Genomic DNA, 24,418 nt, shown 5'->3' with positions numbered 1-24,418 from the left:
GTCTCCGCTTGTGTGTGAGGGTGGCGCACTCATCGCTTACCTCGCAGTGAGGGCGTGCGGCGCCCACCGAAGGGAGCCCGGGCTTCAGCGGACTTCACGACCCGACGCAATTCGTCGATCGCAATCGACTGGTCTGCTCGTACCTCCTCGAACCGCGTCCGTGCAAATCCGGCGAGTGCGTCGGCATCCCTCAACGCACGGGTGACGGCCTCCGAGATCGCTTGTGGATCAGAGGGGTCAACATAGATCGCGGCGTCAGCATGGAAGTCACGCAATACTTCGAAGTCGGAGGTGACCTGTGGTTTGGCCGCGGTTATCGCCTCATATCCCGCTCTCTGCATCGTGTGTTCTCGCGTCGTCAGCGCAATCACCACGTCGCAGTTCGCGAGCTCTGCCTCGTAGTCCTCATCCGTGAGGTATCCAGTGAACAGCACGTTGGTCGACGCAGCTTGTCTTATCGATAACGGAGCCTTGCCGGTGAATCGGAACTCGATCTCGTCGGTGACGAGATGCCCTGCTGCGAACAATAGTTCGTCGATAGGCTCGTCGTTTGCGTACCCCAGTGGACACAGGACGACAGCGGGTTTGTGCGCGAACGGTCGACCACCGGGCTCAGGCATGCGTTCGGGCAGCGGATCGTGGAGAACGATTGCTTCGACACCCGCCCGGTTGCACTGCTGCTGCAGTGCGGAGTTGGTGACGATGCACGATCCCCCCCGCAGAAGCGCGAAGGTCGGCCTCAAGAACGGTCGCCATTTGGGGTTGAGAAAGGCACCGGTGTGAAGGTCGGCGATGACCGGGAGACGCGGGAAGCAAACTCGAACGAGCACGAGCAACGGAAATGGCGGAAGCATCAGAATCACCGAACTAGGCCGCTCCCGTCGGATTTCGCGCACAGTCTCGATCGCGGCGTATAGGTACTTCGTCGGGAAAGACCTTCGCGCAGTCGCTTCGGACAGGAAGATCGCCTTGATGCTCAGCTCTTCGGCGATCGCCCTACTACGGCCATGTGTTCTCACCCAACTGACGATCATGAGCTGACCCCCTGCGAAACGATCCTCTTTCCGACCGCTCGCTGGATGTCCTCGATTCCGAGATCCGGAGCTTCGACGACCTCGGCGAGACCCAGACGACCGACGAGACTCGCGATCTGGATTTGGTGGTCGTCGACATGCTCCCCCCGTGAGCGGCGGCGGGGGACGACGACAGGGTACTTACCGAGTTCGAGGATCCGCATGATGCTGCCCACCCCGGCGTGAGTGATGACAACGTCTGCGGCGAGGATGTTTTCGTCCATTTCTTCGCTGCCCAGCGCTCTGTGTACCTCGCCGGGGAGGTCCTCCCGAAAACTGGAGCCGAGCTGCCACACGGTGCGAGATAGATCGAGTCCACTACTAAGCAGGGAGTCGATGAGCGGATCCAGCCTGTACGGCCGAATCGTTCCCAGAGTCACAAACAGTTTCGGCGAAGTGCGGGTGTCCGCTTGCACAGCTGATCCGTCCTGCACGCACTCGTACGAGTCGAGCACGGTCCTGCGATGCCGCCACCTCGCGGTTGACCAGGCTGGGTGTTGAGTCTCCAGGTCAACCAGATGTGTGGCCGCTAGCATACGACCAGTGAGCGAAGGACCGTCTGTGCGGGACACGCTTTCGATGTACAGTCCGCGAATCCGATGCCGACGAGCAGCTAAAAGGCCGGGTAGCGCAAGCGCCGCTCCTGTACTGATTGCCTGGTCAAACGGCCCGTGCCGCGGGAGTTCGCGTGCGAGTTGACGGTAGACTATCCACGCTGTTCGAGCATCTCTCGGCTCGATGTACGGCACATAGAGGACGTTGCGGCCACGCAGGAGTGCGCGACTCTGCGTCGTGTCAAAAGTGATCCACAGCGAACTGTCCGACGCTCCCAGACTTTCCGCCAGTCTGTCCAACTGGGCGAGGTGGCCTCCGGTCGACGCGATCAAGAGAAGACGCCCGACAGCGGATCTCTCAGAACTTCTCGGCGACTCCCGCTGTTGGGTCATCGAGCGCCTCCAAGTGCGATTGAATCCCCCGACTCGAGCGGCAGCTCGCCGTCTTGCAGGTCGGTGGGAAGGAAGTTCTTGAGGCGAGCAGGGACGCCCGCGTAGAAACCGTTGGGCTGCAGATCGTCAACCACCACCGCTCCGGGAGCGACGACACACCCTTCCCCGATCGTCACCCCTGGACAAACCGTTACCGAGGCACCCAGCCACGCGCCGGCCCCAACGACCACGGGCTCGAATCGAGTGGGAGTGGCGGCCCTCTTGTGTGATGTGCCGACAGCGTGTGTCCCGGTCATCACCGTGCAGTTCGGGCCGAAGTGAACACCGTCCCCCACGGAGATGCCGCCGGTGGGGAAGATCGATACGCCGGTGTTGATGAAGACCCCGTTTCCGATCTCCAGGTTGCGCAGTTCACCGCGGAAGATACCTGACGGGAGGATCCGTGCCTTTCCGATCCGCGCGCCCGCCCAGCGAAGAAGCGCTCTTCGCACGATCGCAGGCACCAAATGGGAGGCGCCCGGTCCGTTGATCAACCAGCTGCTCATGTACGCAGCAAGACTCCGTCCGCTCGTCATCGGATCCCCACCCTGTGGCGCTCAGAACGCAACGGAGACACCGTCACACGTGCATCCTCCGCCGGGTGCCCGACAGCGATCATCATGATGACCAATTCGTGCTCGGGGAGATCGATCTCGCGCCGAAGGCCACGGTCCTGAGACTTCGTCGCGCTCCAGTTCAAGCAGCACGCGCCTATGCCACGCGCGTGCAGGGCGTACAACAGCGTCATGGCGTACAGGCCGCCATCGACGTATGCCTGGTTGCGTTCCCCGGGACTCAGCATCGTCCGGAGGTCGTGCGTGACGAGCAAGACGTGACTAGCCTCGTTACCGAACCCCTTGTTTCCATTCTGGTGCTTGAGAATCCGGTTAGCTTCGACGCCTCTGGGTACGATCCGACACATGGAGCCCTGGCGGTTGCACACCGAGGGCGACGTAGACGCGAGCAGTGCCGCCGCTTCGATCTCGGCCAGGGGCACCATGTCGTCGGTGTAGCTCCGGACGCTCTCACGCGACGCAACGAACTCGTCGAAGCCCGCGGCGAGTTGCCCGCCTGGAAGCGAGAGTTGCTTGATGCCACCCTCCCGTGCATCTAGGCCCAGGAAAAGGGCGAAGCGCTTTCGGACGTCATCGGCCCACTCAGGCGCAGGCCCGAGCTCAGCGTCGAAATAGTCGAAGTAGTCGTCCACTGCACCCAGCGCCATGCTCTTCGCGTGGACTACGTGGCTGTCGCGGTTGTCAGGCAGTTCTTCAACCGATGCAGCGAGCCGCTCGAGCACCTCACGTCCGAACCACGGCCGGGGTTGTCTGAGCGCGAGGCCCTTCTCGATTCGGTGCGAATCCATGACGACCCTCGCGCACGTGGAGTGCTCATCGAGCGCGGCGCGACCGGAGAACCTGCGGTAGCGCCGCCAGTCTGCGACATATCCACGCAGCATCTCGAACTCGTCACGCGTTGAGCGTGCGCCGGGAAGCTCTGCTATCCGGCTTTTCAGTCTGTTTTTCGTCGAATTCAATGGAATCCTTTCGGCCTCTCGGCCGCGCAAGACACTGTGGCGCATCCCGTCAATGGGTCTGCCGCCGGCCTCGGTCGGTTGTTGTGGATCCCCCCACTACGCGCGGTAAAGCCAACCCGCCCCGCTCCAGTTCTCGGCGTTGAGACAGTTGCGTCCGTCGATGATCTTCCGCTGCCGCACATACGGCTCGAGGTCGCCGGGACTCAGCGTGACAAATTCTTGCCACTCGGTCAGCACCAGCACTACGTCAGCCTTCTCACATGCGTCCGCAGCCGACAGAGCATAGTCGAGGGTGGGAAAGAGCTTCCGCGAATTGTCCATCGCTTTGGGGTCGTACACCGCGACCGACGCACCCTGTAGTTGGATCTGACCGGCAACATTCAATGCAGGGCTATCACGCACGTCGTCCGATTTCGGTTTGAACGCGGCCCCGAGGATCGCAATGCGCTTACCCAGAAGCGACCCTCCACACACCTCACGAGTTAGTTCAACCATTCGTGTTCGTCGCCGCATGTTGACGTTATCGACTTCCCGAAGGAAGCTCAGAGCCTCAGCGGCACCGAGCTCACCTGCCCGCGCCATGAAGGCCCGAATGTCCTTGGGGAGACAACCGCCGCCGAAGCCCAGCCCAGCGTTGAGGAACTTGCGCCCGATCCGGGCGTCGTAACCAATTGCATTGGCGATCGCCTTGACATCAGCGCCAGCTGCGTCACAGACCTCGGCAATTGCGTTGATAAATGAGATCTTGGTCGCCAAAAATGCGTTGGCAGAGGTCTTCACGAGTTCGGCAGTTGGAGGGTCGGTGACGATGAACGGGGTGCCGTCCTCGAGCATTGGAGCGTAGATCTCTCGGCACACCGCTTCAGCACGATCACCGGGGAAGGTCCCCAACACGACACGGTCGGGGTGGAGAGTGTCTTCCACCGCGAATCCTTCACGTAAGAACTCCGGATTCCAGGCGATCTCTACACTCACGTCCTTCGCGAGTTCGTCGGCACGCAGGGACAACTTCTCCGCAGTGCCGACCGGAACGGTCGACTTCCCGAGGATCAACGCGTCGCGGGTCAGCAGCGGGACCAATTCTTCTATCGCGGACTCAACATATTGCAGGTCGGCGCTGTACTCCCCCTTCTTCTGTGGAGTTCCCACCGCGATGAAGAAGACATCCGCGAAATCAGCCGCTTCCGCGTAAGACTCCGAGACCGTGAGGACCCCGGAGTCGATGTGACGTTTCAGGAGCTCGGGCAGGCCAGGCTCGTAGAACGGCACCTCACCGGCGGCGAGCTGAGCGCGTTTCTCGGGCACAACCTCGATTCCGAGCACCTCGTGTCCGAGCTCGGCCATACATGCTGCATGCGTCGCTCCGAGGTATCCAAGTCCCAGTACAACCATTCGCATCAGTACGCACCATCTTTCGCTACGACTGCCTTGACCGTCTTCCACAAGATCAGGGCGTCTTGCATGATCGACCAGTTCTCCACATAGGAAAGATCAAGTCGCACAGACTCTTCCCAAGACAGGTCTGATCGTCCGGAGACTTGCCACAGTCCGGTCATCCCAGGCTTGACCAGCATTCGACGGGCTACACGCCCGTCATACTTCTCGACCTCGTCAGGAAGCGGCGGCCGAGGGCCGACGAGACTCATCGTCCCGCCGAGCACGTTGAGGAGTTGGGGAAGCTCGTCAATGCTGTACCGCCGAATGAAGGTCCCGACACGGGTGACCCGTGGATCGTTCCGCATCTTGAAAAGAACCCCGGCTCCTTCGTTTTGCCCTCTGAGATGTGACTTCTGAGAGTCAGCGTCCTGCACCATCGAACGGAACTTCCACATCAGGAAGGGTGTGTTGTTTATCCCGACACGTGTAGCGCGATAGAAGACCGGCCCCTTGGAGTCCAGCTTGATCGCCACCGCCACGACCACGAAGACCGGAGCGAGTACCGCAAGGATCGCAGCCGAGCCCAGCCGGTCGACCGCCGCCTTCCGGAAGCGGTTCGCTCCGTCGTACCTCGGCTTGTCGATGTGAAGTAGAGGCAAGCCGGCGACTGGGCGAACCATCACGCGGGGTCCGGCCACGTCAGTGACGCCAGGCGAGACGACCATGTCTACATCGAGCCCCTCGAGGTCCCAAGAAAGCGCCTGCATCGCGGCGTGCCCGAGCGCCTCCGCTGAGGTCACCGCCACCGTTGTGGCGCCAGACCTGACGACCGAGGTGGAGACGTCGTCGAAAGTCCCGAACACCGGCACACGAGCATCGCCCACAGCGACGGTCTCCCGTGATCCGGAATGGGTGGGTAGGCAGATTCCGACGACCCCGTACCCCAGAGTCGGCTCTTTGATCAGCCTCTCCATCAATGGCACGGCGGAACTGAGATTGCCGACGATCAGCACGTTTTCCAGGTTCTTCTTCTTCAGTCGCTGATTCCCGAGCCTCTGACGCCAGCCCCACCGAGCCAGCACAAGTCCGATCGTTCCGATCGGCAGGGCCAGGGCGAGAAACCCACGCGCGATGTTCAGACGGAAGAGGAGGTCGATCATCGCAAGGACGCCGAAAACAGATAGGCACGCCGAAACGACCCGGCTGTACTCCTGCGATCCAGACCCGGCGATTCTGCGATCGAGAGTGTGGAAGGCTCGAAGGGCCAGCAACCAGCAGATACCCAACGCGACGGACACGATGATTATCGGGGTCTTCGTCGCGGCCACCGGCTCGAGGGCGCTCCCTGCACCGAACCGAACGAACTGAGCGAGGGCGATCGACGCGATCACGATGGCAGCATCGGTCCAGGCCAATCGCGTCAGGTATCCCTGCATCCAGGAGCGTTCACGTGCGCGCCCCGCAGACCGGAGTCGCCGAACGCCACCGCCCTCCGGACGCCTCAGGGTGTCGTAGGCCTGACTATTGGCCACCGCCTACCTCCTCAAATCTCAAAAGAACTAACTGCTCGAATTCGAGAGCTCAACGACGAGATCTTCGGCCTGCGAGCTTGCGCCATCTCCAGTAATGGCGAGTCGCACCATCGATGCGAGAGTATTTCAGTCCGATCACACTCACAACCTGAGAGTGATAACTGCACAGATCCAAGCGATATTTAATGTGATCGGAAAGTTAACAGAACATGCACCTTCGTGCTAAATCACGCAGCCAAACCCAAAGAGGCTGCGGCGACGTTGCACCGTCGCCGGGGTTCGAACTCGGTGGCAGACATCGCATTGATCCGGTTAAAATCTTTGTCTAGCAACATATTTCGTCGACGCAGCTTAGCTTGTCAACCACCTCGGGAATCCTGACATGTCAAACCTTCGGTTTGCGATCACTGATCGGCGGCACCCGAAAGTGGACACATTTTTACACCCACGAATGCGCCGAACCGCAAGAAATGCTCGCCCGACGGTTCCGCCGGGGCCAGTTTCTTCAATTAAGTATCGTAAAATTGCGCGAAGTGAGTGCGTCTCTCAGGAGCTCGAGCACAGCAGGATGAGTCCCCGCAGTCGATCCTCGGTGCTACAGGTTCTTTACAGGGCTTTCAACTGCAGGTGCACGTTAATCGCAGCGCTCGGAGTCGCCCCGGTACCGACAAGCATTCCGCTGTGTCTAACGCTCACGCCAACGTGAGACGGCCGCCACATCGCGGGTTTTGATCTCGCAGCGGAGCAGAAGTAATGCCCATACTGTCCTGATGCCCGACCCGTTCCACGCCCTGGTGCTGATGAACCTTCTCTTCGTCGTGGGTGCGTGGTGCCTCGCCAGGCCGAGTTTCGGCGCCGCCGCGGTTCTCGTGGCCAACAGTGTGGCGTGGGCGCTATGGAATCAGCCGATTGAGGGCCGGGTGTTGGTCTCGTTCAGCATCGAGCACGGGATAACCGAGTCCGACATGTTGTCGGTGCTCGCTGTGGTGATCGCAACTATCACGGCCTACCGGTCGCGAGTCAGAAGCAGGCGGTCGGACGAAGAGGCGTTATCGTCAGCCGGCGATGGGCAGCTCAATCGGAGGTAGGGCACACCGGGGCGCAGCCCTCGACAGCGCTCAACCTGCAGGTGTCACTCCCTTGATCCGATAGATCCGGAACTGCGGTTTGCCCGTCGGCGTCGTCACCGTCATGGCGACCGTCGCGATGCCGGCGCCGTCGGCCCAAAGCGTCGGATAGCGAACGTTGATGGCGTCGAGTGAGCCGAGGCCGGTCGGCCGCTGCGTGAGTATGTACTGCACGCCCTGCTCGGCGGGTGCGTTCAGCTTCGCGAAGAAGTCGAAGTCGCTGCGCACGACGAACTGTTCGGGGCGCTCGGACTCCAGCCAGACGCGCGAGACCCCGAAGGTGTCGACGAGAACAGAGCCCTCCGGCAGATTCTGGCTGTCCAGCCAGGCGGCGACGTTGCCCGACACCTCGCCGAACCAGTAGAACCAGAATTCCGACGGCGGGTGGCGATCAGGCCAGAACGCCGAGCGCAGTCCGTACTCCTCCTTGCCCAGCGCCGGGTTGAGCATCGACGACGCCGTCACGGGTAACGAGGTCGCCAGGACCAGAGCCATCAGCGTGGTGAGGGTGGTCCTTTCGACACACGACCTCCGCAAGCTCCGGTCGCTGCTCAAGGAGCGGCGGGTGTCCCACCTCCGCAAGCTCCGGTCGCTGCTCAAGGAGCGGCGGGTGTCCGACCTTCGCAAGCTCCGGTCGCTGCTCAAGGAGCGGCGGGTGTCCCACCTCCGCAAGCTCCGGTCGCTGCTCAAGGAGCGGCGGGTGTCCGACCTTCGCAAGCTCCGGTCGCTGCTCAAGGAGCGGCGGGTGTCCCACCTCCGCAAGCTCCGGTCGCTGCTCAAGGAGCGGCGGGTGGGCGCAGTGTGTAGGTCACCGGACCCTTCGTGGCTCGTCGCTAACGCTCCTCGCACCTCAGGGAGCAAAGGGAGCCCGGCGGCTTGCGCTCCTCGCAGCGCAGGGAGCAAAGGGAGCCCGGCGGCCTGCGCTCCTCGCAGCGCGGGGATAAGAGGTCGCCTGGCGTCGGTGAGCAGACGGTGGGCGGGCCCGCACGCCACTAGGACCGCGACGACGATCAGCGGCGTCGACGCCAGGTAGAAGCGGAACCAGCCGAAGGTCGAGCCGAGGATCACCGCGGACATCTGGAACAGCAGAACCGAGCCGAACACTACTGCCGGCACCGCGGCGTCGACCCTACGCAACCGGACCGCGATCCAGGCCACGACCGGCAGCACCGCGAACAGCAGCGGTTGCATGCCGAGCAGGTTCGCGACGATCACCTCCGCCAGCGGACCCGCTCCGACGTCCTCGGCCGAGACGATCCCCGCTACCTCCACCTGCGCCGAGTTGCCGTACTGCGAGGAGAACTGGGAAAACGCATTCCCGTCGAGGAGCCAGCCGAGGCCCGCCCACACCACGAACGCGAACGCCGTGGGCATGGCCACGATGGTCGCGTCGTGCACACCGAAGGGGGCCCCGGCCCGCCACCCTGCGCGTCCGGACACTCCTTCTGGACGGTGCCGGCGGGTCGACACGACGAACACCCCGACCGCCACACCCGCGGCCGCGGGTAACGCCTCGTAGCGCGTCAGGTACGCCAAACCAAGGGCGACGCCGGCGATGACCAGATCGAGCACACGTGATCGATTCACCCACAGCAGGATTCGACGGCATGTCCACAGCAGGAAGAACAGGAACGGCGCCTCGCTCATCCCCATCCCCGCGTACAGGATGATCATCGGGTTCAGCGCGAACGCCGCGACCGCGATCCAGCGCAGCAGGCGGCCGGCACCGTAATCGAGGGCGATACGTCGAACCTGCCACCCGGCACCGGCCATGAACACCGCGCTCATGACCGCACCGGCGAATCCGACGCGACGCAGCTCCGGCCACTGGTTCAGGGGCCAGTGCGACGACAGTTCGACGAGCGGGATTTCGATCAGACTCGGCAACGGATTCCACACGAAGCCGATCGCGCCCAGATGCGGGTCCCGGCTCCAGATGGTGAACCCGGCGTTGCCCACGCGACTGCTCGCGTCGGGATTGATGTATCCGACAGCGAAATACAGGTACGCACCGACCGCCAGATACCCGGCGACCAGACCGGCGAACAGCGACATACCCCACCACTGCGTCGCGGTGAGCCGTCGACGGCCCTCACTCACCGGCGGCTGCACACCGGCCGCCGGTGCCGAGGCGTCGTCGTGAAGCTCGACGGTCATGTAGTCGAGCCGTCAGCGGGATCGCCCGAGCCGCCGAAGCGTCTGCGATACAACATGATCGCCACCGAAACGAGGACTGCGATTGCGAAGACGGCGGCGCTGACACCCAGCCACACCACCCAACTGGTGCCGACCTGATCGACCTCGGCCTGCGGACCGTCGGCCCGCACGGTCATCAGCTCGGGCTGACCCGCGCGGCCGGCCACCAGGACGTCACCGCGGAGGTTCGCCAGATCTCCCTGCTGATCATCGAGATACGCGAACAGCGGGTAGACCAGATCCCACGACCCCGAGGTGCTCACCAACACCACCGTGCGCGAGTTCTGCGAGAACGCCTGGATGGTGCCCAGCCCGTCCGGGATCGCCAGCCTGATCTGCGCGGCCAGATCGACGAGCGTCGACGAATCCTCGGTGTTGATCGGCGGATTCAGCGGGCGGGCGTTCGCCGCATCGGCCACGACGAGGGCACCGGTGTTGCTGGCGATCGCCTGCTCCAGCGGCACCAGCACCGGCGACAGTGCGGTGGCCGAACTGCGCTGCACCGACGCGAGCAGTGCGGCGGCGGCGTCGAGTTGCGCCGGGTTGGTGTTGTCGAGCGCGACCTGGACGGTCGGCTGCCACCCGAGTGGCACCGACGAGAAACCGCCCATCCGAACGGGAGTCGTGCTCGACGACGCGGTCGACGACGGGTCGATCTGGAACGTCAGCGGCACGCTGCGAGGCGAACAGGCGCCCGGGGCCGGCTCGTAGGAGACCCGGAATTCGAGCGGTTCGTTGGCCGCCACCTGCGCGGCGGGGATGGTGAACTGCGTGTCCAGCGCACCGGACGCATTCAGCGCACTCGTGTGCAGGATCTCGCCGCCGGTGACGGCCATGACGTTCGCGCGCTCGTTGTCGCGCACCGGGGTGTAGCGCGCCTTCAGCGCGACGTCGACCGCGCCGGGCCGACCGAGGGCGAGGATCGTCGGATCGAAACCCGGTACCAGCGAGGCGGTTCCGAGAGCCTCCACCAACAACCGATCGGAGAACTCCCCGAAGGTCACCGAGTCCGAACCCTGCATCTGCCGATCGCCGACTGATTCGACCGCGGCAGAGGGCGTCTGCGCCAGACCGGTCAGCCCGTCGCGGAACAGGGCCACCTGATCGGGCAGGGAGTCCTGGTCACCGCTGATCACCAACACGGCCCCGGGAAGTCCCGCACGTTCCAGACGGACACTCCCCGCCCCACCCTCCTCGCGGATGACGACCGCCCGGTCCAGCGGACTGGCCGCGCGCGGCAACCGGGCATCGGCCGACTCCACCACATCGATCGCAACACGTTGCGGACGATAATGATTCGCGATGGCGGCGACGACGCCGAGCGTGGTCTGCGCGGCCGCGGCACTCGGGTCCTCCGGGGTGTACACGGTCACCCGGTTGACCACGGTCCCGAACACATCCTGAATGGTGGAAGGCACCGTCGCCGCGCCCCGGAAGGCGACGTTCAGGCTGGTCAGCGCGACCTCCGGCACCGGTCCGCACACCGAATCGTCGGTCCCGTTGCGCAGCGTCAGTCGCAGATCCGCACGGCCGTTGTCGCCCACGGGCACTGCGGTCAGCGGAACGGAAAACGCGGTGCTGAGCTGCCGCGGACCGAACCTCGGTACGACGACGGTACCGATGATCGTGCCGTCGGTGCGGGCGACCTGAATAAAGGCGTCGGTCACGTTGGTCGCCGACGCCACCACACCGGTCAGCGTGGTCGGTGACATCCCCTGCGGCACCGGAATACTCACTCCGACCGGAACGTCGGCGCCGTCGATCGTGACCGAGGTGCCCATTCCCAGTTGCCGCCAGTTGAGCGTCGTCGTGCCGTCTCCCGGCGCCGCCGCGGCCGGAGCCACCGCTCCCATGCCGACGATCAGCGCCGCCAGGACCGCTCCCAGGAGGCGTCGCAGGCGGACAAGACTGTTGCTAGACATTCTCAGGACCTTTCGGCGGTCGGGACGCACCGGGCATGGCCGAGAGTCCGTGCACGGTCTTCTCCCAGTAGGAGGGCTTGTAGATGAGCTGCGCCATGCTCTTGATCGCAGCCATGGACTGAAGGAACCAGTAACCGGGCACGAGCAGCGCGGCACCGAGTAGGTAGGGCTTGCCGAGCGTCCGCGTCGACACGACGCCCAGCATGATGGTCGCCAGATTCCCGACGGTGAACATCAGGACGCACAGGTAGTAGATGGGCCCCGGGAACAGGGAGTGCATGAAGTCGGGCTTGCCTGCGAACCAGATCAGCAGCAGCGCCCAGAACAGCAGGTTGAGGGTGTTGGCGATCGGCATGCCCGCGGTCAGGTTCGAGATACGCAGCGCCGGAACGAGTCCGAGTTCGCGGACCATCTCGACCGGGTGACGGGTGTGCACCAGAAAGGTCTGTAGATAGCCCTTGTACCAACGCGAACGCTGCCGCACCCAGTTCACGACGTCGGCGTTCGCCTCTTCACCGGTGAGCGAGTCCAGAACGACCGTGCGATACCCATAGCGCGCCAGCCGGATTCCGAGATCGGCGTCCTCGGTGACGTTGTAGGCATCCCAGCCGCCGACCTCCCGCAGCACGTCGGTGCGGATGTGGTTCGACGTCCCGCCGAGCGGGATCACACATTTCGACGCACTCAGTGCGGGGAGCATGTACGAGAACCACTGGTCGTACTCGATGGCGAACCACCGGGTCAGGAGATTCTCGCGCTCGTTGTAGTAACCGAGCCGCGCCTGCACCGAACCGACCTCGGGCGGACTTGCGTCGAAGACGGCTGCCGCCCTGCGCAATTGCAGCGGATCCGGGATGTCTTCAGCGTCGTAGATGGTGACGATGTCGCTGCGTTCCGACGGCAGACTCATGGCGACGTTGCACGCTTTGGGTTTGGTCCGCGGCTCGCTCGGCGGGACCAGCACCGGGGTGACCCCGTCCAGATCGGCGTGCTCGACAGCCGCCCGGGTCTCGTGGTCGTCGGCCTCGAGGACCAGCAAGATGTCGAGTTTGTCTGCGGGATAGTCGATCTTGCCGACACCGGCGACGAGGTTGGCGACGATCTCGGGTTCTCCGTAGACCGGCAACAGCACGGTGTAGACCGGCAGGTCGGCGTCGGGAATCGCGCGTGCGTCGTCGTCGGACACCCTCAGCACTCCCCTGCCGGACATGCCGCGGGTGACGAGCACGAACTTGTCGACGCTCGAGACCAGGAAGTACAGAGCGCAGATGCTCAGGATGACCGCGAGTGAGACCCGCCAGGTCAGAAGGAACGCTGCCGCGGTCGCGATCGCGAGCATGACGAGGCCGAGACGCTGCCTGCGGCTCAACGGGTGTCGTGCCGACAGGGTGGAGACATGCCGCGCGTCGGTGACCGGTCCCGCGTCGGGGATGGTCACCGAGCTGGTCGTTCGACGGCGTCGATCATCGACCACGCGAGATCGGTCAGCGCGACATCGAGGTCGGAGTCGTCGACGGGGTCCGGGGTGTCGTCGCCACCGCGGATGAGCCAACTGATGGGTTCGGCGACGGTGGTGGCATAGCTGGGCGGCTTCGGCTCCGCGACGTTCGACGATCCCGGCTGATCACGCGCGGCCATCAGGTAGACGGCGATGTAGCGCTCACCGGCCGGCGTGGGAACCCGCCAACCCCAGAATCGACCGGTCCACAGTGTCTGGTCCGAGGTGCGGACCGACTCCAGGATGTTGGCGATGCTGCCGAGCCGGGTGTGTCGGCCGTCCGAAGAGGCGGGAGTCGAGTGGATCGTCGCCGGCGGCACCGTCTCGTACCAGAGACCACGGCGGTAACTGGAGAAGCGGCCCAGATCCGCCGTGGAGAACACGTCGAGATAGGCGGTGGACAGCGGCCTGTTCTCCGGGCCGGTCTGCCCCGTCGTGACCCGGTACCGGCGCACGTCACCGTCGGACCCCATGACCCGGGGACCCCAGTCGAACACCTCGGGCTCGGTGATCCCGATACCCAGCGTCCGCAACTGTTCGAGCCACTCCTCGCCGATGGGCGGTGACACAACGGGTTTCGGCGATTCCGGTGCAAACGGGGTCACCGCCAGGATCACCAGTGCCACCAACCAGGCCGACGCGAGGGTGGCGATGGACTGCTTGGGCAGGCCGGCGCGTGCCGAGCCCGTTCTCCCGAACCGGTGTCGTACGACGATTGCGATCGCGGTCACCGCACCGGCGGGAACCGTGTAGGCCAGGACCGGGATGTCGTGGAGTACCGCAACCAGCACCGCGCCGCCGACGCCGGACAGCGCCGCAGTTGCGAGGGCGACCCGCGGGTGCCGACGCAGCGACATGTACGTCACGACGAGGGCAATCGCCACGGACAACGCACCGAAGGCGACGGTCGTGCCGCCGAGCACCTGCCCCATCAGCAGGTAGTTCGGCGGGAAGCAGGTCAGCAGGAACAACCAGATGAGGTAGTCGCGGACGACGCGTCGGATCCCGAAGACCACGATCGACGCCGCGAACACCCAGATGAGGAGCGGGATCAGATCGGCGTGCCAGAACGCCGCGACGGCCGGAATCCGGGGGATGACCAGGGCCGCGGTCAGTCCGAGCGCGCCGCCCACGACGACGACCAGGATGCGGTCGAACTCGCCGTCACCGATCTCACGGCCCCGCGACGAGACGTCGAGCCCGAAGGCGATCATCAGACACCACAGAGGTACGAACAGCAGGTATGCCGTCGGCGACCCCTGGCGGAGCGCGTCGAACTCGGCAGCGATGGCCGGCGCGAACGCCAGCATGCCCGCACCGATCGTCGACGCATACCGGGCGCCCATCGACATCTCACGCGGCGCGGTCAGCGTCGCTCGCCATGTGCGACGAGCCGCGCCTTGTGCCGGCGCCGAAGCCGCGTCGGCGTCGACGTCCGCAGATGGCGGCGACGCGGGCACGACCGAATCGAGAACAGTCATCGAGATCCTCCCCAGGACGGCGCCTGAGCAGTGGGCTCCAACGCCAGACGCGGCTCCGGTGCCAACCCTGCGGGCCTCCCCTGGCGACCGAATCGCGAACTGGAATGAGAGTAACGCTAAAAAGAAAGTTGATGGAGCGCATCGACTGCACGAATTTTGCGAGCCGCGGCCGTGGCGGTGCTGGCTTCGGGCTCGACGCGGGGTTGAGCTGTGTTTCGTCTTATGTTGCGGCAGCGATAGTTTGGTAGACATACAGCGTCGCCCTGGGCCGCCGCCTTAGCCGCGATGTGGGCGGAAGTCACGCGACTTACGGCACGAATTTGTAGTTGATGTCACACCCGAGAAAGTGGGTCACCTGACCATGTCGCAACGCTAAAGACGCTGTGCTGCAGCTATTCACAAACGTTTCATGTGGTTCGGCAACAATGTCGAGACGTTTGGGTGGTAGGGCCACCGCGAAACATCATCGACAAGGATTACTTGTTAGTCAGCAGTCGCGGCGGGATCGTCGTGAGTCCATTCGCGAGACCACGTCGACGTCACGTGGTGCTACTGCGTCGACTTCTGGTCGTTTGACAACGGCGGTGTTGGCGCTCTGCGTCCTCGCGACCGGACCAGCAGACCTCGGCCATCCACGTCGGTGACAGTGATCGGTCGGCGCATCCACCGTCATCGGCTGCGCCCTCCGCTTTGGGCCCACCGATTTGGCACGGGTGCGTCAGCCGACGCGTCGGACCGCTCGTCAACCTCGTGAGGGACGACCCTCGGGCGGCGGCCTGGCCGTTGCACCCGTCGAACCTGAGGACCCGTTGGCGCGGTCGGCGTGGCAGGCGGCATCGCCGACAACGGGGACAACTGGCGGGGCTCGGCACGGCACCGCGCCGCCTACACCACCGACCGCAGGCCGGTCGGCGTGGCGGGCTACGGCGGACCCGCTGAGCGCAAGGAGGTCTACGCGCCACTCGCGCAGGTGTCGCCGAACTTCGACCTGCCGGCCACCGCCGATCTCTGTGGGGATGACGAGCACCGAGTGGGCGTTCGTCTGCATCACGAAGGCCGCTACCTGACCGCCCGTGGGGCTCGTGGTCATGGCGCGAATCACCAATTCTGGGCGCGAACTCGAAACGGGTGTGACTGGAGTCAATTACTGACAACAGTTACCACGTTGTCGACGAAAAACGCTGCACAGTCGATGAATTCGTGGTTCCCGGCTTGTGGAAACTCCTCGAAATCGAACGAATGTTCCTGTACCTTGGAGTCATGCCAGAGCTCGCCACTCTTCTCGATCAGCTCATCGAGACCACCCCACCCGCCGACGACCCCACGGGCCGATCAACATTCGACGCGCTGGAGACGCTGCGCTTGATCCGCAACACCGTCGACCACCAGATCGTCACCCACGCAGCACAACTCGACGAACTCGGCGTCGCTCAGAAAGCCGGCAGCACCACCAAGAAGTTGCTGATCGAGTCAGGACATGCACCGGCCGCTGCTCTTCGCACCATGCGCAGTGTCGACGCCCTGCCCGCGCTTCCAGCCCTGACCCGTCACGCCGCCGACGGGCGGTTGACCGGCGAGGTCGTCGACGCCGTCGTCCGCGGGATGAACGAGATCGACAAGCGTTGTGGTGAGCCGCTTTCCGACGGTGACCGCCCCCAATACGAAAGCGAACTCATCGCACAAGCGTTGTCCGGCGCGACCCCGACACAGGTCCTCAAACACGCCCGCGCGATCGCCAACGCTCTCGCCGACGCCTCCGACACCGGTGTTCCCGCAGCCGACGACCCCTCTCTGAACTCGGTGAACGCCCACACCACCGACGACGGCCGCGTCGAAGTCCGCGCCGACCTCACCCAGGTCGTAGGCGAGAAGTTCCTGGCCATGATCGACGAGCGGTCCTGCCCGCGACCCGAACCCGACGGAACCGCCGACCGCCGCACCGCTGAACAACGGCGCGCTGATGCGTTCGAACTGATCCTCGACCAAGCCGCAGTCGGCGCGAGCATCGACACCGTCGGAAGCCCACGCACCCAGTTGATGCTGACGATCCCCGCGACCGGAGACCCGGCCACGCTGCCGTGGACCGGATCGGTAAGCCAAGCGACGGCGAAACAGGTGTCGTGCGACGCCTCGCTGACCGAGATCATTCTCAACGGTGAGGGCGTACCGCTGCAGATGGGCCACACCCACCGGCTGTATCCGTCACACCTACGCAAAGCGATCATCGTCCGCGACACCTGCTGCATCAAATGCGGTGCACCACCGTCACATACCCAGGTCCACCACATCAAGTCGTGGGCTGACGGCGGACCCACCGACCTCGACAACGGCTGCCTACTGTGCCAGCGCTGCCACACCCAGGTCCACCACCACGGCTGGGACATCGTAATGGGCTTCGACCGACACCCCTGGCTCGTCCCACCCGCCAGTATCGACACGCAGCGCCGACCCCTACCCGCCTACAACCGACGCACCATGCGACTCGACGACGCCGCCTGACCGACGTCCCACAACAGTTCTCGCGTAGCACCTTCCGCACCCGGGCATACCCCGGGACCGCATCCGTCCCTTGACAACTCCACAGTGTGAACGGCGGACTGTCAGTGCGCCGCCACTGACGACCGATCCCGAGGCACCACGGCGTCGAGTGCCTCGGCAAACGGTGGGATGAAGTAGCGCGCGCCGAGGACGCAGCAGGCGTGCCCGCCGTCGACCTCGAAACGCTGTGCGCCGGGGATGCCGTCGATCAGCAGCTGCTGCCGTTCGGGCTCGACGACTCGGTCGCGGATGGAGACGACGACGGCGGTCGGGACGTCGACCTCGTGGAGCCATCCGCGAGAGTCGAACTCTCCCAGCCCATTTCCAAAGTCGCCGAGGTGGACCAGCGGCGTCGAGAGGAACTGCCGGAGCGCCCAGATGGTGGTGTGGGCCGCTTTGTCGAGGCTCTTGTCGGACACCCGCGGCAGGATGCGGTAGACGGGGCGGAGGATGCGTCCCATGCGTTCCGACGACGCCCGGTGCCGGGGATCGTGCGTGCTGAAGTACGGACCGGTCGAACAGAGCACCAGACCGGCGACACGTCCCGGATGGCGTCGCCACACCAGCTGGGCGATGCCGCCGCCCATCGAGAACCCGGCGACCGTGAACCGGTCGATACCCAGGACGTCGGCGAGGGCGACGACGTCATCGGCGCAGTCACGGAGGTCGAAGGTGTCGGACTCGATGCCGCGGCCGTGCCAGCGCGCGTCCAGGGTGATGACGCGATAGCGGTCGTTGATCGCCGGGATCGTCGGGTACCAGCAGAGCAACCCGGTGGTGAGCACCGAATGCAGGAGGAAGACGGGGGGTGCGTCGCGCGGGCCCGAGTCGGTGACGAACGCTCGCCCGCGCCCGGGGAGGTCGACCATCCGGCCCTCCGGGATGTCCCGAGCCGGGTACGGGGTGAACACGTGGCGGATGGCGCGCGCGGTGCCGTGAACGAACTCGGGGATCACGTCACCAACGGTACGTGAGATGCTGATCACATGATCGACATCGCCCGTCCGAAAATCGAGGGGTCGATCGCCGTCGCCGACGGTGATCGTCGGATCGGATTCGCCGAATACGGATCGGCCACCGGACGGGCCATCGTCTGGTTACACGGCACGCCCGGCGCGCGGCGCCAAATCCCCGTCGAAGCGCGTGCGTACGCGCTCGAACGCGGAATCCGCCTCATCGGACTCGATCGGCCGGGCGTGGGGTCGTCGAGCCCGCATCGGTACGACAACGTCGCGGCCTTCGCACCGGACCTCGCCGAGGTCCTCGAGGCCCTGGGCATCGACGACTTCGCGATCATCGGGCTGTCGGGCGGCGGGCCGTACGCACTCGGGGTCGCCCATGCCATGCCCGACCGGGTGACGGCGGCGGGCATCCTCGGCGGTGTCGCACCGACGGTCGGGCCCGACCGCATCGAGGGCGGGGCCATGCGACTCGGCACGCTGCTCGCACCGCTCGTCAGCGTGGCCGGTGCGCCGATCGGCCAGGTGCTCAGCGTCGCCCTCGGCTTCGCCCGGCCGATCGCCGAACCCGCGATCTCCATCTACGGTCGCCTGTCGCCGCAGGCGGACCGAGAACTGTTGGCGCGCCCCGAATTCCGGGCCATGTTCCTCGACGACCTGCTCCACGGCGGAAGCCGGCGCATGAACGCGCCATTCGCCGACGTCGTCGTCTTCGCGCGGGACTGGGGCTTCCGCGTCGGCGACGTCACCGTGCCCGTGCGCTGGTGGCACGGCGACGCCGACCACATCATCCCGTACGCCCACGGCGAGCACATGGTGTCGCTACTCCCCGACGCAAAGCTCTTCGAGATGCCCGGCGAGAGTCACCTCAGCACCCTGCACATGTCGACCGACATCATCGACGAACTCCTCGCGCTGTGGGGCCAATCGCGGCCGCCGATGGGCGAGTGATCCGCGGGTAGCGCAGGGTCGATTTACCCCCCGGTGGTCGAGCAGCGTCGAACGAGCGCAGCGAGGACGCCGCGCCCGTCGAGGCCACCTGGTGACCCGCGGCAAGTGGCTTCGACACGGCGCCTCGCTGCGCTCGGAGCCGGCTCAACCAGCGGGTAAGGGGGACTTCGACAAGCTCAGCCGGCGGAAGGGATGGCTCAGCCGGCGGAAGGGGTGGCTCAGCCGGCGGAAGGGGTGGCTCAACCGGCTCAGAGCGGCGCGGTCGCCGACAGCCCGGCCGCGAGGCCCAGCGCCACGGCCATGATCGCCAGTTCGACGACGGCCGCGCGCACGGAGGCGGGCTCGCTGCTGCGATGCCGCTGCACGGCCGGTAGCCATCGTCGTCTGTGCCAGACGGCGAGACCCACGAGGATTGCGAGCACCGCGGCCTTGGCGAGCAGGATCCGGCCGTAACCGCTGCTCACCAGGTTCGCCGGACCGTGGACCTCGATCAGGCCGGAGATCAGGCCGGTCACCGTGAGCACCCCGACCGCCCAGGGCGCGCGCCCGGAGAAGACCGGCAGACTGCGCGCCCACCCCGACCGGCCGCGCACCGAGAGCAACATCGCCGCGAGCAGTCCGCACCACCAGGCCGCGGCCAGCGCGTGGGCACCGATGAGGAACGGCCCCCACGAGTCGTTGCCGGCGTGCCCGGCGATCGAGGTGGCCAGCACCCCGATCGCCGCGAGCGCTCCGACCACGAGCACGGCTATCTCGATCCCGGTCAGCAGGTCCAGCACCACCCACGCGAGGATCAGGACCCCGGCCACCAGCGCCACCATCTCGGGCGCACCCGAGAACAGCACGTCGCCGAAGTCGCCGGCTTTCACGTCGAGCACCTCGACACCCGCCCGATCGGCCGTCCGCACCCAGGCGCTGACCAGCACGGCCAACACCCACGCCCCGGCCAGCAGGCCGATCACCCGGCTCGAGGGCTCGGCGTCGACCGTCGGGAGCGCCCCCAGACCGAGCAGCGTCACGGAGACACCGAGCGCGAGGGTCGTGGGCACGGCGACCAGATCCGGACCGTCGGGACGGGCGAGCAACCAGCTCACCACGAGACCGCCGGCCAGGGTCATCGCGAGGATCAACCCGTTGCGGACGGTCATCTGGTGTCAGCGCCGCGTCGAGGGTCGCCGGCTCAGCCAGAACACGACGCCGAGTCCGGCGATCAGGACGACGGCGGCGCCGGCGATGAACCACCACACCGGGATTCCCTCGTCCGACGACGCATCGACCGCTTCGATTGCCGGGCCGGGTTCACCGTTGCCGGCGACCGTGAGCTCGAACGTGCGCTGTCCGCTGATGACGTGCCCGTCGGCCGAGGTCACCCGGTAGTTGACGACGTACTCACCGGCCGGGCCGAGTTCGCGCACCCCGACACGCAGGTTGGGGCCGTCGACCGTCGGGTCGCCGTTCTGCCAGTAGTGGTCGTCGGGCCCGACGACGTTGAGCACCGCATAGGACGACTGGATCGGCTCGTTGAAGGTCAGCGTCACCGTCTGCGGACCGGACTGCAACGTCGCCCCCTCGGCGGGGTCGGAGGACACCAGCCGCGAGTGCGCCGACGCCGGGGCTGCCGCCCACGATCCGACGAGCCCGAGACACAACAGCGTCGCGAGGACCAGGACGACGCGTCGAACCGGCGCGCGACGGTCAGGCATCGCCGCCGCCACGACCATTGCGACGCAGGGCTGTCAGCGCCGCGACGCCGATGACCGCGCCGAGGGTGCCGACCACCAGGCCGATCCCACCGAGCCAGCGCGCGGCGGAGTCCTCGGACGATGCCGACGACTCGGAGGTGTCCGAAGCGTCGGCGGTGCCCGTCGTCGAGGCGGCGTGCGAGCCGCCGTGATGCCCGTCGCCCGTGGCCGGGGGCAGGGTCAGCGTCGGTGCGGGCAGCTCGGGCTCGGAGCCGTCGTCGGGCGTCGGCTGACTCCAGTCGGCGGTCTCACCGTCGGCGTAGGTCTGCAGCGCGGGGAGTTCGACGGTCTCCTGCTCGGGGAACGGTCCGCCGGAGAACCGGAACTGGCCGAACTGCCCGACCGGCACCCCCGGCGATCCCGGATCGGCGGTCCAGGTGATCTCGGTGACCTTGTCGTCCTTCTTGGTGACGACGGACTTCCAGCCGGGCATCACCTCCGGGCGGGCCGAGGTCAGCCCGGGCAGCGTCACCCGCAGCGCGGTCGTGGCGGCGGCATCGGACTCGTTGGGGACGACGAAGGTGACGACGCCGTACCCACCCTGGGTGACCGTCGGCGCGTTGGCGGTGACGTGCGCCGACGCGGCACCCGCACCCGCGAAGGAGGCGAGGCCGACGAGAGCGACGGCGGTGGCGGGCGCGGCGATGCGGCGGGCGATCGTCGCCCGCGGGGAACTGAGCTTCATGGATTGTGTCTTTCGATGGTGTCGGGACCGGTCCTCGTGGACGCGTGCATCGACCCCACACCGTTCTGGTCTGGGGCCCGGGCGCGTCAGGAGGCAGCCGGTGGTCCGCGAACGCCGGTGCCGCACAACGCGGGTGCGGCCGGAACACAAGGCGGCGTCCAGAACACCGGAGCGGCCGGATGTGCCGCGACGGTGACCGGTGGCACCAGCGATCGGATCACCGAGCCGATCGACGCCAGGAGATGGGCACCGGCGACGATTCCGACCGCGCTGAGCGGGATCGCCACCAGGTGGGTGAGGAGCATCGGCAGCGTCGAGGCGGCGTGGGCGGCGTGCCCGGCGTCGAGCGCGAGAGCCCAGTGACTCGCCGCCTGGGCAGCGGACAGGACCAGCGTGGTCGACGCCGCCGCCGTCGTGAGCCGGCCCCGACGCGGCGCGAGCAGCATCGCCGCGACGACGCCGATCGCGGCGCTCAGCAGGACGCCCGACGAACTCGGCATCGCCCCGCTCGCCGCACCGTGCGCGGCGACCGCGACCGCGGGAACCACACCGGCCGCGGCGACGCGCGCGAACGCGTCGGACGGTCGGCCGGTGTGGGACATGGGGCTCATCCTAGATCGGGCTGGTCGAACCACGACCACGGTGTCGCCGGGCGATGACAGAATCGACCCCATGTCGGATGCAACCCTCGGTGTGGAGGTTCGTGAACTGTCGTCGCCCGACGAGCTCGAGGACCTCCTGCGGATCTTCGACGACGTGTGGCGGCCCGATCCGACGAACCGGCCCGTGGGGACCGACATGCTGCGGGCGCTCAGTCACGCCGGCAACTACGTGGCCGGCGCCTTCATCGGCGACCACCTCGCGGGCGGAAGCGTGGCGTTCTTCGGCGCACCGGTCGGCGAGACCCTGCACAGCCACATCACCGGGGTCACCCGCCGCGGCCGCGGCCATCAGGTGGGTCATGCGCTGAAGATGCACCAGCGTCGCTGGGCGTTGGAGCGCGGACTGTCGACGATCACCTGGACCTTCGATCCCCTGGTCGCCCGGAACGCCTACTTCAACCTCGCGAAGCTCGGTGCGACGCCCGTGCACTACTACGAGGATTTCTACGGCGAACTCGGTGACGAGCTGGGCGGCGATGCCGACTCCGACCGAGTGCTGGTGGCATGGGACCTGAAGTCCGCCGCGCCGTCGCCGCCGGACGGGTCGTCGGGGTCGGAGGGGTCGGTGGAGTCGGTGGACGAGGCGCTCGCCGGTGGGGCCGTGTCGGTCATCGACGTCGACCGGCCATCCCATCCCGTCGCGCACCACGAGCGCATCACGCCGGATGCCGGCGCCGTTGTCGAGGTTCCGCGTGACGTCGAGTCGATGCGGGTCAGCGCGCCGCTCGACGCCGCCCGGTGGCGGATCGCGCTGCGAGGTGCGTTGTCGCCGTTGCTCGTCGAGGGAGAAGCGCGTCGGTCGGTCCGGTTCCTGCGGTCGGGACACTATGTGTTCGGACCGGCCGGTTCGGGGGCGCGGTGACTGAAGTGGCGGGTCCGCTGGAGCTGGCCCCGGCAGACTGGCACGGCTATCCGCACACGCTCGCCGACGTGTTGCCGGCGGTGGCGGGTGCACTCGGGGTTCCGTCCGAGGGTGCGGGACCCGTTGTCCCGCCGAGTGAGTCGGTGGTTCTGCTGCTCATCGACGGCTTGGGCGCGACCCTGCTGGACGACTATGCCGAGCATGCCCCGACGCTCAGGGAACTGACCTCGACGACGCTGCGGGCCGGGTTTCCGGCGACGACCGCGACCAGCATCCTGAGCCTGACGGGCGGGACGTCGTGCGGAGTGCACGGGATCATCGGGTACAGCTTCCGCCCGGGTGACGAATGCCGGACGCGCGGGTCACGACGAGTGCTCAACTCGCTGCGCTGGACGCTCGACGACGCCTCCGGACCGTCGGCGTTGATGACCTATCCCCCGGCCCTCGTACGTACCGAGCGCGGGAGTCTCGAAGAGCTCGCCGCAGAGGGTGTTCGGGTCACCTATGTGATGCCCGGCGAGTTCCGCGGAACCGGCCTGACGATGGCGGCCTTCCGCGCCTCGGGACAGTTCCTGCCCGCCGTGACACCCGACGGCATCTGCGACGCCGTGCTGACAACCCTGCGGCGTCGGAGTCGGCACCGGCGTTTCGTGTATGCCTACTACAGCGAACTCGACATGGCGGGCCACATCCACGGCCCGGGGTCGGCGGAGTGGCTGGAGAAGTTGCGCATCGTCGAACGGCTGGTCGCCGACCTCGCCTCCGAACTGGGCGATGGCGCAACACTTCTCGTCACCGGTGACCACGGGATGATCACCGCCGACCGGGCGATCGACATCGACACCGCTCCTGCCCTGCTCGACGGCATCGACGCGGTGGCCGGCGAGGCGCGGGTCCGGCACGTCTATGCGACACCGGGATCGGCCGACGACGTGCTGAGCGGTTGGGCGTCGTATCTCGGCGACGCCGCGCACGTGGTCTCGCGCGAGCAGACCATCGACGAAGAGTGGTTCGGACCGATCGTCAGTGACGCTGTGGCACAACGCATCGGCGACGTCGTCGTCGTGGCCCGCGGCGCCACCACCCTCACCCGCAGCAAGCGCGAGACGATGGAGTCGATGATGCTCGGCCACCACGGCGCCTGGACCACCGCCGAGCAACTCGTGCCGCTCATCGTGGCCCGGGCTGCGTACTGAGACGCAAGCCCCAGCGACGGTTGACGACCCAGCGTGCCGCCCCGCGGAGACGACTTTGAACAGTTCGTCCCCCTCAGCATGACCGAAGGGCATAGTG

20 protein-coding genes are annotated in these 24,418 nt (G+C 66.2%); 5 read left to right on the top strand and 15 right to left on the bottom strand.

What is annotated here, in order from left to right; genetic code table 11:
* Nucleotides 1-29: 29 nt before the first annotated feature.
* The 6 genes from LEL84_RS20650 to LEL84_RS20625 all read right to left on the bottom strand — a co-directional run bounded on the left by LEL84_RS20650 (nucleotide 30) and on the right by LEL84_RS20625 (nucleotide 6,502).
* The gene (locus tag LEL84_RS20650; RefSeq protein ID WP_226512662.1) at nucleotides 30-1,034 is read right to left on the bottom strand and encodes a glycosyltransferase; all 1,005 of its coding nucleotides are present in this window, start codon (nucleotides 1,032-1,034) and stop codon (nucleotides 30-32) included.
* Entirely contained in the window at nucleotides 1,031-1,528 is a 498-nt protein-coding gene (locus tag LEL84_RS20645; protein ID WP_226512661.1) for a glycosyltransferase, read from the bottom strand. The genes LEL84_RS20650 and LEL84_RS20645 overlap by 4 nt, the downstream gene beginning before the upstream one ends.
* Nucleotides 1,529-2,016: 488 nt before the next feature.
* A complete protein-coding gene (locus tag LEL84_RS20640) occupies nucleotides 2,017-2,565 on the bottom strand; it encodes an acyltransferase (protein ID WP_226512660.1) in 549 nt (182 codons plus the stop codon).
* 26 nt (nucleotides 2,566-2,591) lie between these two features.
* Nucleotides 2,592-3,593 (bottom strand): nitroreductase family protein, encoded by a 1,002-nt coding sequence (locus LEL84_RS20635; protein ID WP_226512659.1) that lies wholly within the window; start codon nucleotides 3,591-3,593, stop codon nucleotides 2,592-2,594.
* A 96-nt stretch (nucleotides 3,594-3,689) separates the two neighbouring features.
* A complete protein-coding gene (locus tag LEL84_RS20630; RefSeq protein ID WP_226512658.1) occupies nucleotides 3,690-4,991 on the bottom strand; it encodes a UDP-glucose dehydrogenase family protein in 1,302 nt (433 codons plus the stop codon).
* On the bottom strand, nucleotides 4,991-6,502 hold the full coding sequence (locus LEL84_RS20625; RefSeq protein WP_413466883.1) for a sugar transferase: 1,512 nt from the start codon (nucleotides 6,500-6,502) through the stop codon (nucleotides 4,991-4,993). The genes LEL84_RS20630 and LEL84_RS20625 overlap by 1 nt, the downstream gene beginning before the upstream one ends.
* Nucleotides 6,503-7,272: 770 nt before the next feature.
* Here LEL84_RS20625 and LEL84_RS20620 point away from each other — a divergent pair.
* On the top strand, nucleotides 7,273-7,590 hold the full coding sequence (locus LEL84_RS20620) for a hypothetical protein (protein ID WP_226512657.1): 318 nt from the start codon (nucleotides 7,273-7,275) through the stop codon (nucleotides 7,588-7,590).
* A 30-nt stretch (nucleotides 7,591-7,620) separates the two neighbouring features.
* Here LEL84_RS20620 and LEL84_RS20615 read toward each other — a convergent pair whose 3' ends face one another.
* The 4 genes from LEL84_RS20615 to LEL84_RS20600 all read right to left on the bottom strand — a co-directional run bounded on the left by LEL84_RS20615 (nucleotide 7,621) and on the right by LEL84_RS20600 (nucleotide 14,726).
* Nucleotides 7,621-9,786, bottom strand: a complete 2,166-nt coding sequence (locus LEL84_RS20615) for an ArnT family glycosyltransferase (RefSeq protein ID WP_226512656.1) — start codon at nucleotides 9,784-9,786, stop codon at nucleotides 7,621-7,623.
* Nucleotides 9,783-11,747, bottom strand: a complete 1,965-nt coding sequence (locus LEL84_RS20610; RefSeq protein ID WP_226512655.1) for a hypothetical protein — start codon at nucleotides 11,745-11,747, stop codon at nucleotides 9,783-9,785. Before LEL84_RS20610 ends, LEL84_RS20615 begins: the two co-directional genes overlap by 4 nt.
* Nucleotides 11,740-13,086, bottom strand: coding sequence for a glycosyltransferase family 2 protein (locus LEL84_RS20605; protein ID WP_413466990.1), 1,347 nt, complete (start codon nucleotides 13,084-13,086; stop codon nucleotides 11,740-11,742). Before LEL84_RS20605 ends, LEL84_RS20610 begins: the two co-directional genes overlap by 8 nt.
* 95 nt (nucleotides 13,087-13,181) lie before the next feature.
* Nucleotides 13,182-14,726 carry a hypothetical protein gene (locus LEL84_RS20600; protein ID WP_226512653.1) on the bottom strand — a complete coding sequence of 515 codons (1,545 nt, stop codon included), beginning with the start codon at nucleotides 14,724-14,726 and terminating at the stop codon, nucleotides 13,182-13,184.
* A 1,239-nt stretch (nucleotides 14,727-15,965) separates the two neighbouring features.
* Between LEL84_RS20600 and LEL84_RS20595 the strand changes: the two genes are divergently transcribed.
* The gene (locus LEL84_RS20595; protein WP_226512652.1) at nucleotides 15,966-17,225 is read left to right on the top strand and encodes an HNH endonuclease signature motif containing protein; all 1,260 of its coding nucleotides are present in this window, start codon (nucleotides 15,966-15,968) and stop codon (nucleotides 17,223-17,225) included.
* Between the two features lie 101 nt (nucleotides 17,226-17,326).
* Here the strand turns inward: LEL84_RS20595 and LEL84_RS20590 are convergent, their stop codons facing one another.
* Nucleotides 17,327-18,220: an alpha/beta fold hydrolase gene (locus LEL84_RS20590; RefSeq protein WP_226512651.1), complete on the bottom strand. Its 894-nt coding sequence runs from the start codon at nucleotides 18,218-18,220 to the stop codon at nucleotides 17,327-17,329.
* 30 nt (nucleotides 18,221-18,250) lie between these two features.
* Here LEL84_RS20590 and LEL84_RS20585 point away from each other — a divergent pair, with 30 nt between their 5' ends.
* The gene (locus tag LEL84_RS20585; RefSeq protein ID WP_226512650.1) at nucleotides 18,251-19,174 is read left to right on the top strand and encodes an alpha/beta fold hydrolase; all 924 of its coding nucleotides are present in this window, start codon (nucleotides 18,251-18,253) and stop codon (nucleotides 19,172-19,174) included.
* A 248-nt stretch (nucleotides 19,175-19,422) separates the two neighbouring features.
* On the opposite strand, the gene LEL84_RS20580 is transcribed toward LEL84_RS20585, so the two are convergent.
* The 4 genes from LEL84_RS20580 to LEL84_RS20565 all read right to left on the bottom strand — a co-directional run bounded on the left by LEL84_RS20580 (nucleotide 19,423) and on the right by LEL84_RS20565 (nucleotide 22,203).
* On the bottom strand, nucleotides 19,423-20,322 hold the full coding sequence (locus tag LEL84_RS20580) for a copper resistance D family protein (protein WP_226512649.1): 900 nt from the start codon (nucleotides 20,320-20,322) through the stop codon (nucleotides 19,423-19,425).
* A 6-nt stretch (nucleotides 20,323-20,328) separates the two neighbouring features.
* A complete protein-coding gene (locus LEL84_RS20575; protein ID WP_226512648.1) occupies nucleotides 20,329-20,877 on the bottom strand; it encodes a copper resistance protein CopC in 549 nt (182 codons plus the stop codon).
* Nucleotides 20,870-21,601, bottom strand: a complete 732-nt coding sequence (locus tag LEL84_RS20570) for a YcnI family protein (RefSeq protein ID WP_226512647.1) — start codon at nucleotides 21,599-21,601, stop codon at nucleotides 20,870-20,872. The genes LEL84_RS20575 and LEL84_RS20570 overlap by 8 nt, the downstream gene beginning before the upstream one ends.
* A gap of 86 nt (nucleotides 21,602-21,687) precedes the next feature.
* Complete coding sequence (locus tag LEL84_RS20565; RefSeq protein ID WP_226512646.1) at nucleotides 21,688-22,203, bottom strand: YtxH domain-containing protein; 516 nt, start codon at nucleotides 22,201-22,203, stop codon at nucleotides 21,688-21,690.
* A 70-nt stretch (nucleotides 22,204-22,273) separates the two neighbouring features.
* Here LEL84_RS20565 and LEL84_RS20560 point away from each other — a divergent pair, with 70 nt between their 5' ends.
* Together LEL84_RS20560 and LEL84_RS20555 are read left to right on the top strand one after the other, a co-directional pair.
* Nucleotides 22,274-23,125 (top strand): GNAT family N-acetyltransferase, encoded by an 852-nt coding sequence (locus LEL84_RS20560; RefSeq protein ID WP_226512645.1) that lies wholly within the window; start codon nucleotides 22,274-22,276, stop codon nucleotides 23,123-23,125.
* Entirely contained in the window at nucleotides 23,122-24,321 is a 1,200-nt protein-coding gene (locus LEL84_RS20555; protein ID WP_226512644.1) for an alkaline phosphatase family protein, read from the top strand. Before LEL84_RS20560 ends, LEL84_RS20555 begins: the two co-directional genes overlap by 4 nt.
* Nucleotides 24,322-24,418: the final 97 nt, after the last annotated feature.

The sequence above is a fragment of the Gordonia sp. WA4-43 genome (assembly GCF_020520305.1).
GTDB lineage: Bacteria > Actinomycetota > Actinomycetes > Mycobacteriales > Mycobacteriaceae > Gordonia > Gordonia hongkongensis.
Note: the sequence above shows the minus strand (reverse complement) of the source record. Positions and strands in the feature narration are given on the sequence as shown.

Excerpts from the sequence above, each read along its gene's own strand:
- LEL84_RS20650 (WP_226512662.1), bottom strand. The coding sequence starts at position 1,034 with ATGATCGTCAGTTGGGTGAGAACACATGGCCGTAGTAGGGCGATCGCC.
- LEL84_RS20640 (WP_226512660.1), bottom strand. The coding sequence starts at position 2,565 with ATGAGCAGCTGGTTGATCAACGGACCGGGCGCCTCCCATTTGGTGCCT.
- LEL84_RS20630 (WP_226512658.1), bottom strand. The coding sequence starts at position 4,991 with ATGCGAATGGTTGTACTGGGACTTGGATACCTCGGAGCGACGCATGCA.
- LEL84_RS20620 (WP_226512657.1), top strand. The coding sequence starts at position 7,273 with ATGCCCGACCCGTTCCACGCCCTGGTGCTGATGAACCTTCTCTTCGTC.
- LEL84_RS20615 (WP_226512656.1), bottom strand. The coding sequence starts at position 9,786 with ATGACCGTCGAGCTTCACGACGACGCCTCGGCACCGGCGGCCGGTGTG.
- LEL84_RS20610 (WP_226512655.1), bottom strand. The coding sequence starts at position 11,747 with ATGTCTAGCAACAGTCTTGTCCGCCTGCGACGCCTCCTGGGAGCGGTC.
- LEL84_RS20605 (WP_413466990.1), bottom strand. The coding sequence starts at position 13,086 with ATGCTCGCGATCGCGACCGCGGCAGCGTTCCTTCTGACCTGGCGGGTC.
- LEL84_RS20600 (WP_226512653.1), bottom strand. The coding sequence starts at position 14,726 with ATGACTGTTCTCGATTCGGTCGTGCCCGCGTCGCCGCCATCTGCGGAC.
- LEL84_RS20595 (WP_226512652.1), top strand. The coding sequence starts at position 15,966 with ATGTTCCTGTACCTTGGAGTCATGCCAGAGCTCGCCACTCTTCTCGAT.
- LEL84_RS20585 (WP_226512650.1), top strand. The coding sequence starts at position 18,251 with ATGATCGACATCGCCCGTCCGAAAATCGAGGGGTCGATCGCCGTCGCC.
- LEL84_RS20580 (WP_226512649.1), bottom strand. The coding sequence starts at position 20,322 with ATGACCGTCCGCAACGGGTTGATCCTCGCGATGACCCTGGCCGGCGGT.
- LEL84_RS20575 (WP_226512648.1), bottom strand. The coding sequence starts at position 20,877 with ATGCCTGACCGTCGCGCGCCGGTTCGACGCGTCGTCCTGGTCCTCGCG.
- LEL84_RS20570 (WP_226512647.1), bottom strand. The coding sequence starts at position 21,601 with ATGAAGCTCAGTTCCCCGCGGGCGACGATCGCCCGCCGCATCGCCGCG.
- LEL84_RS20565 (WP_226512646.1), bottom strand. The coding sequence starts at position 22,203 with ATGTCCCACACCGGCCGACCGTCCGACGCGTTCGCGCGCGTCGCCGCG.
- LEL84_RS20560 (WP_226512645.1), top strand. The coding sequence starts at position 22,274 with ATGTCGGATGCAACCCTCGGTGTGGAGGTTCGTGAACTGTCGTCGCCC.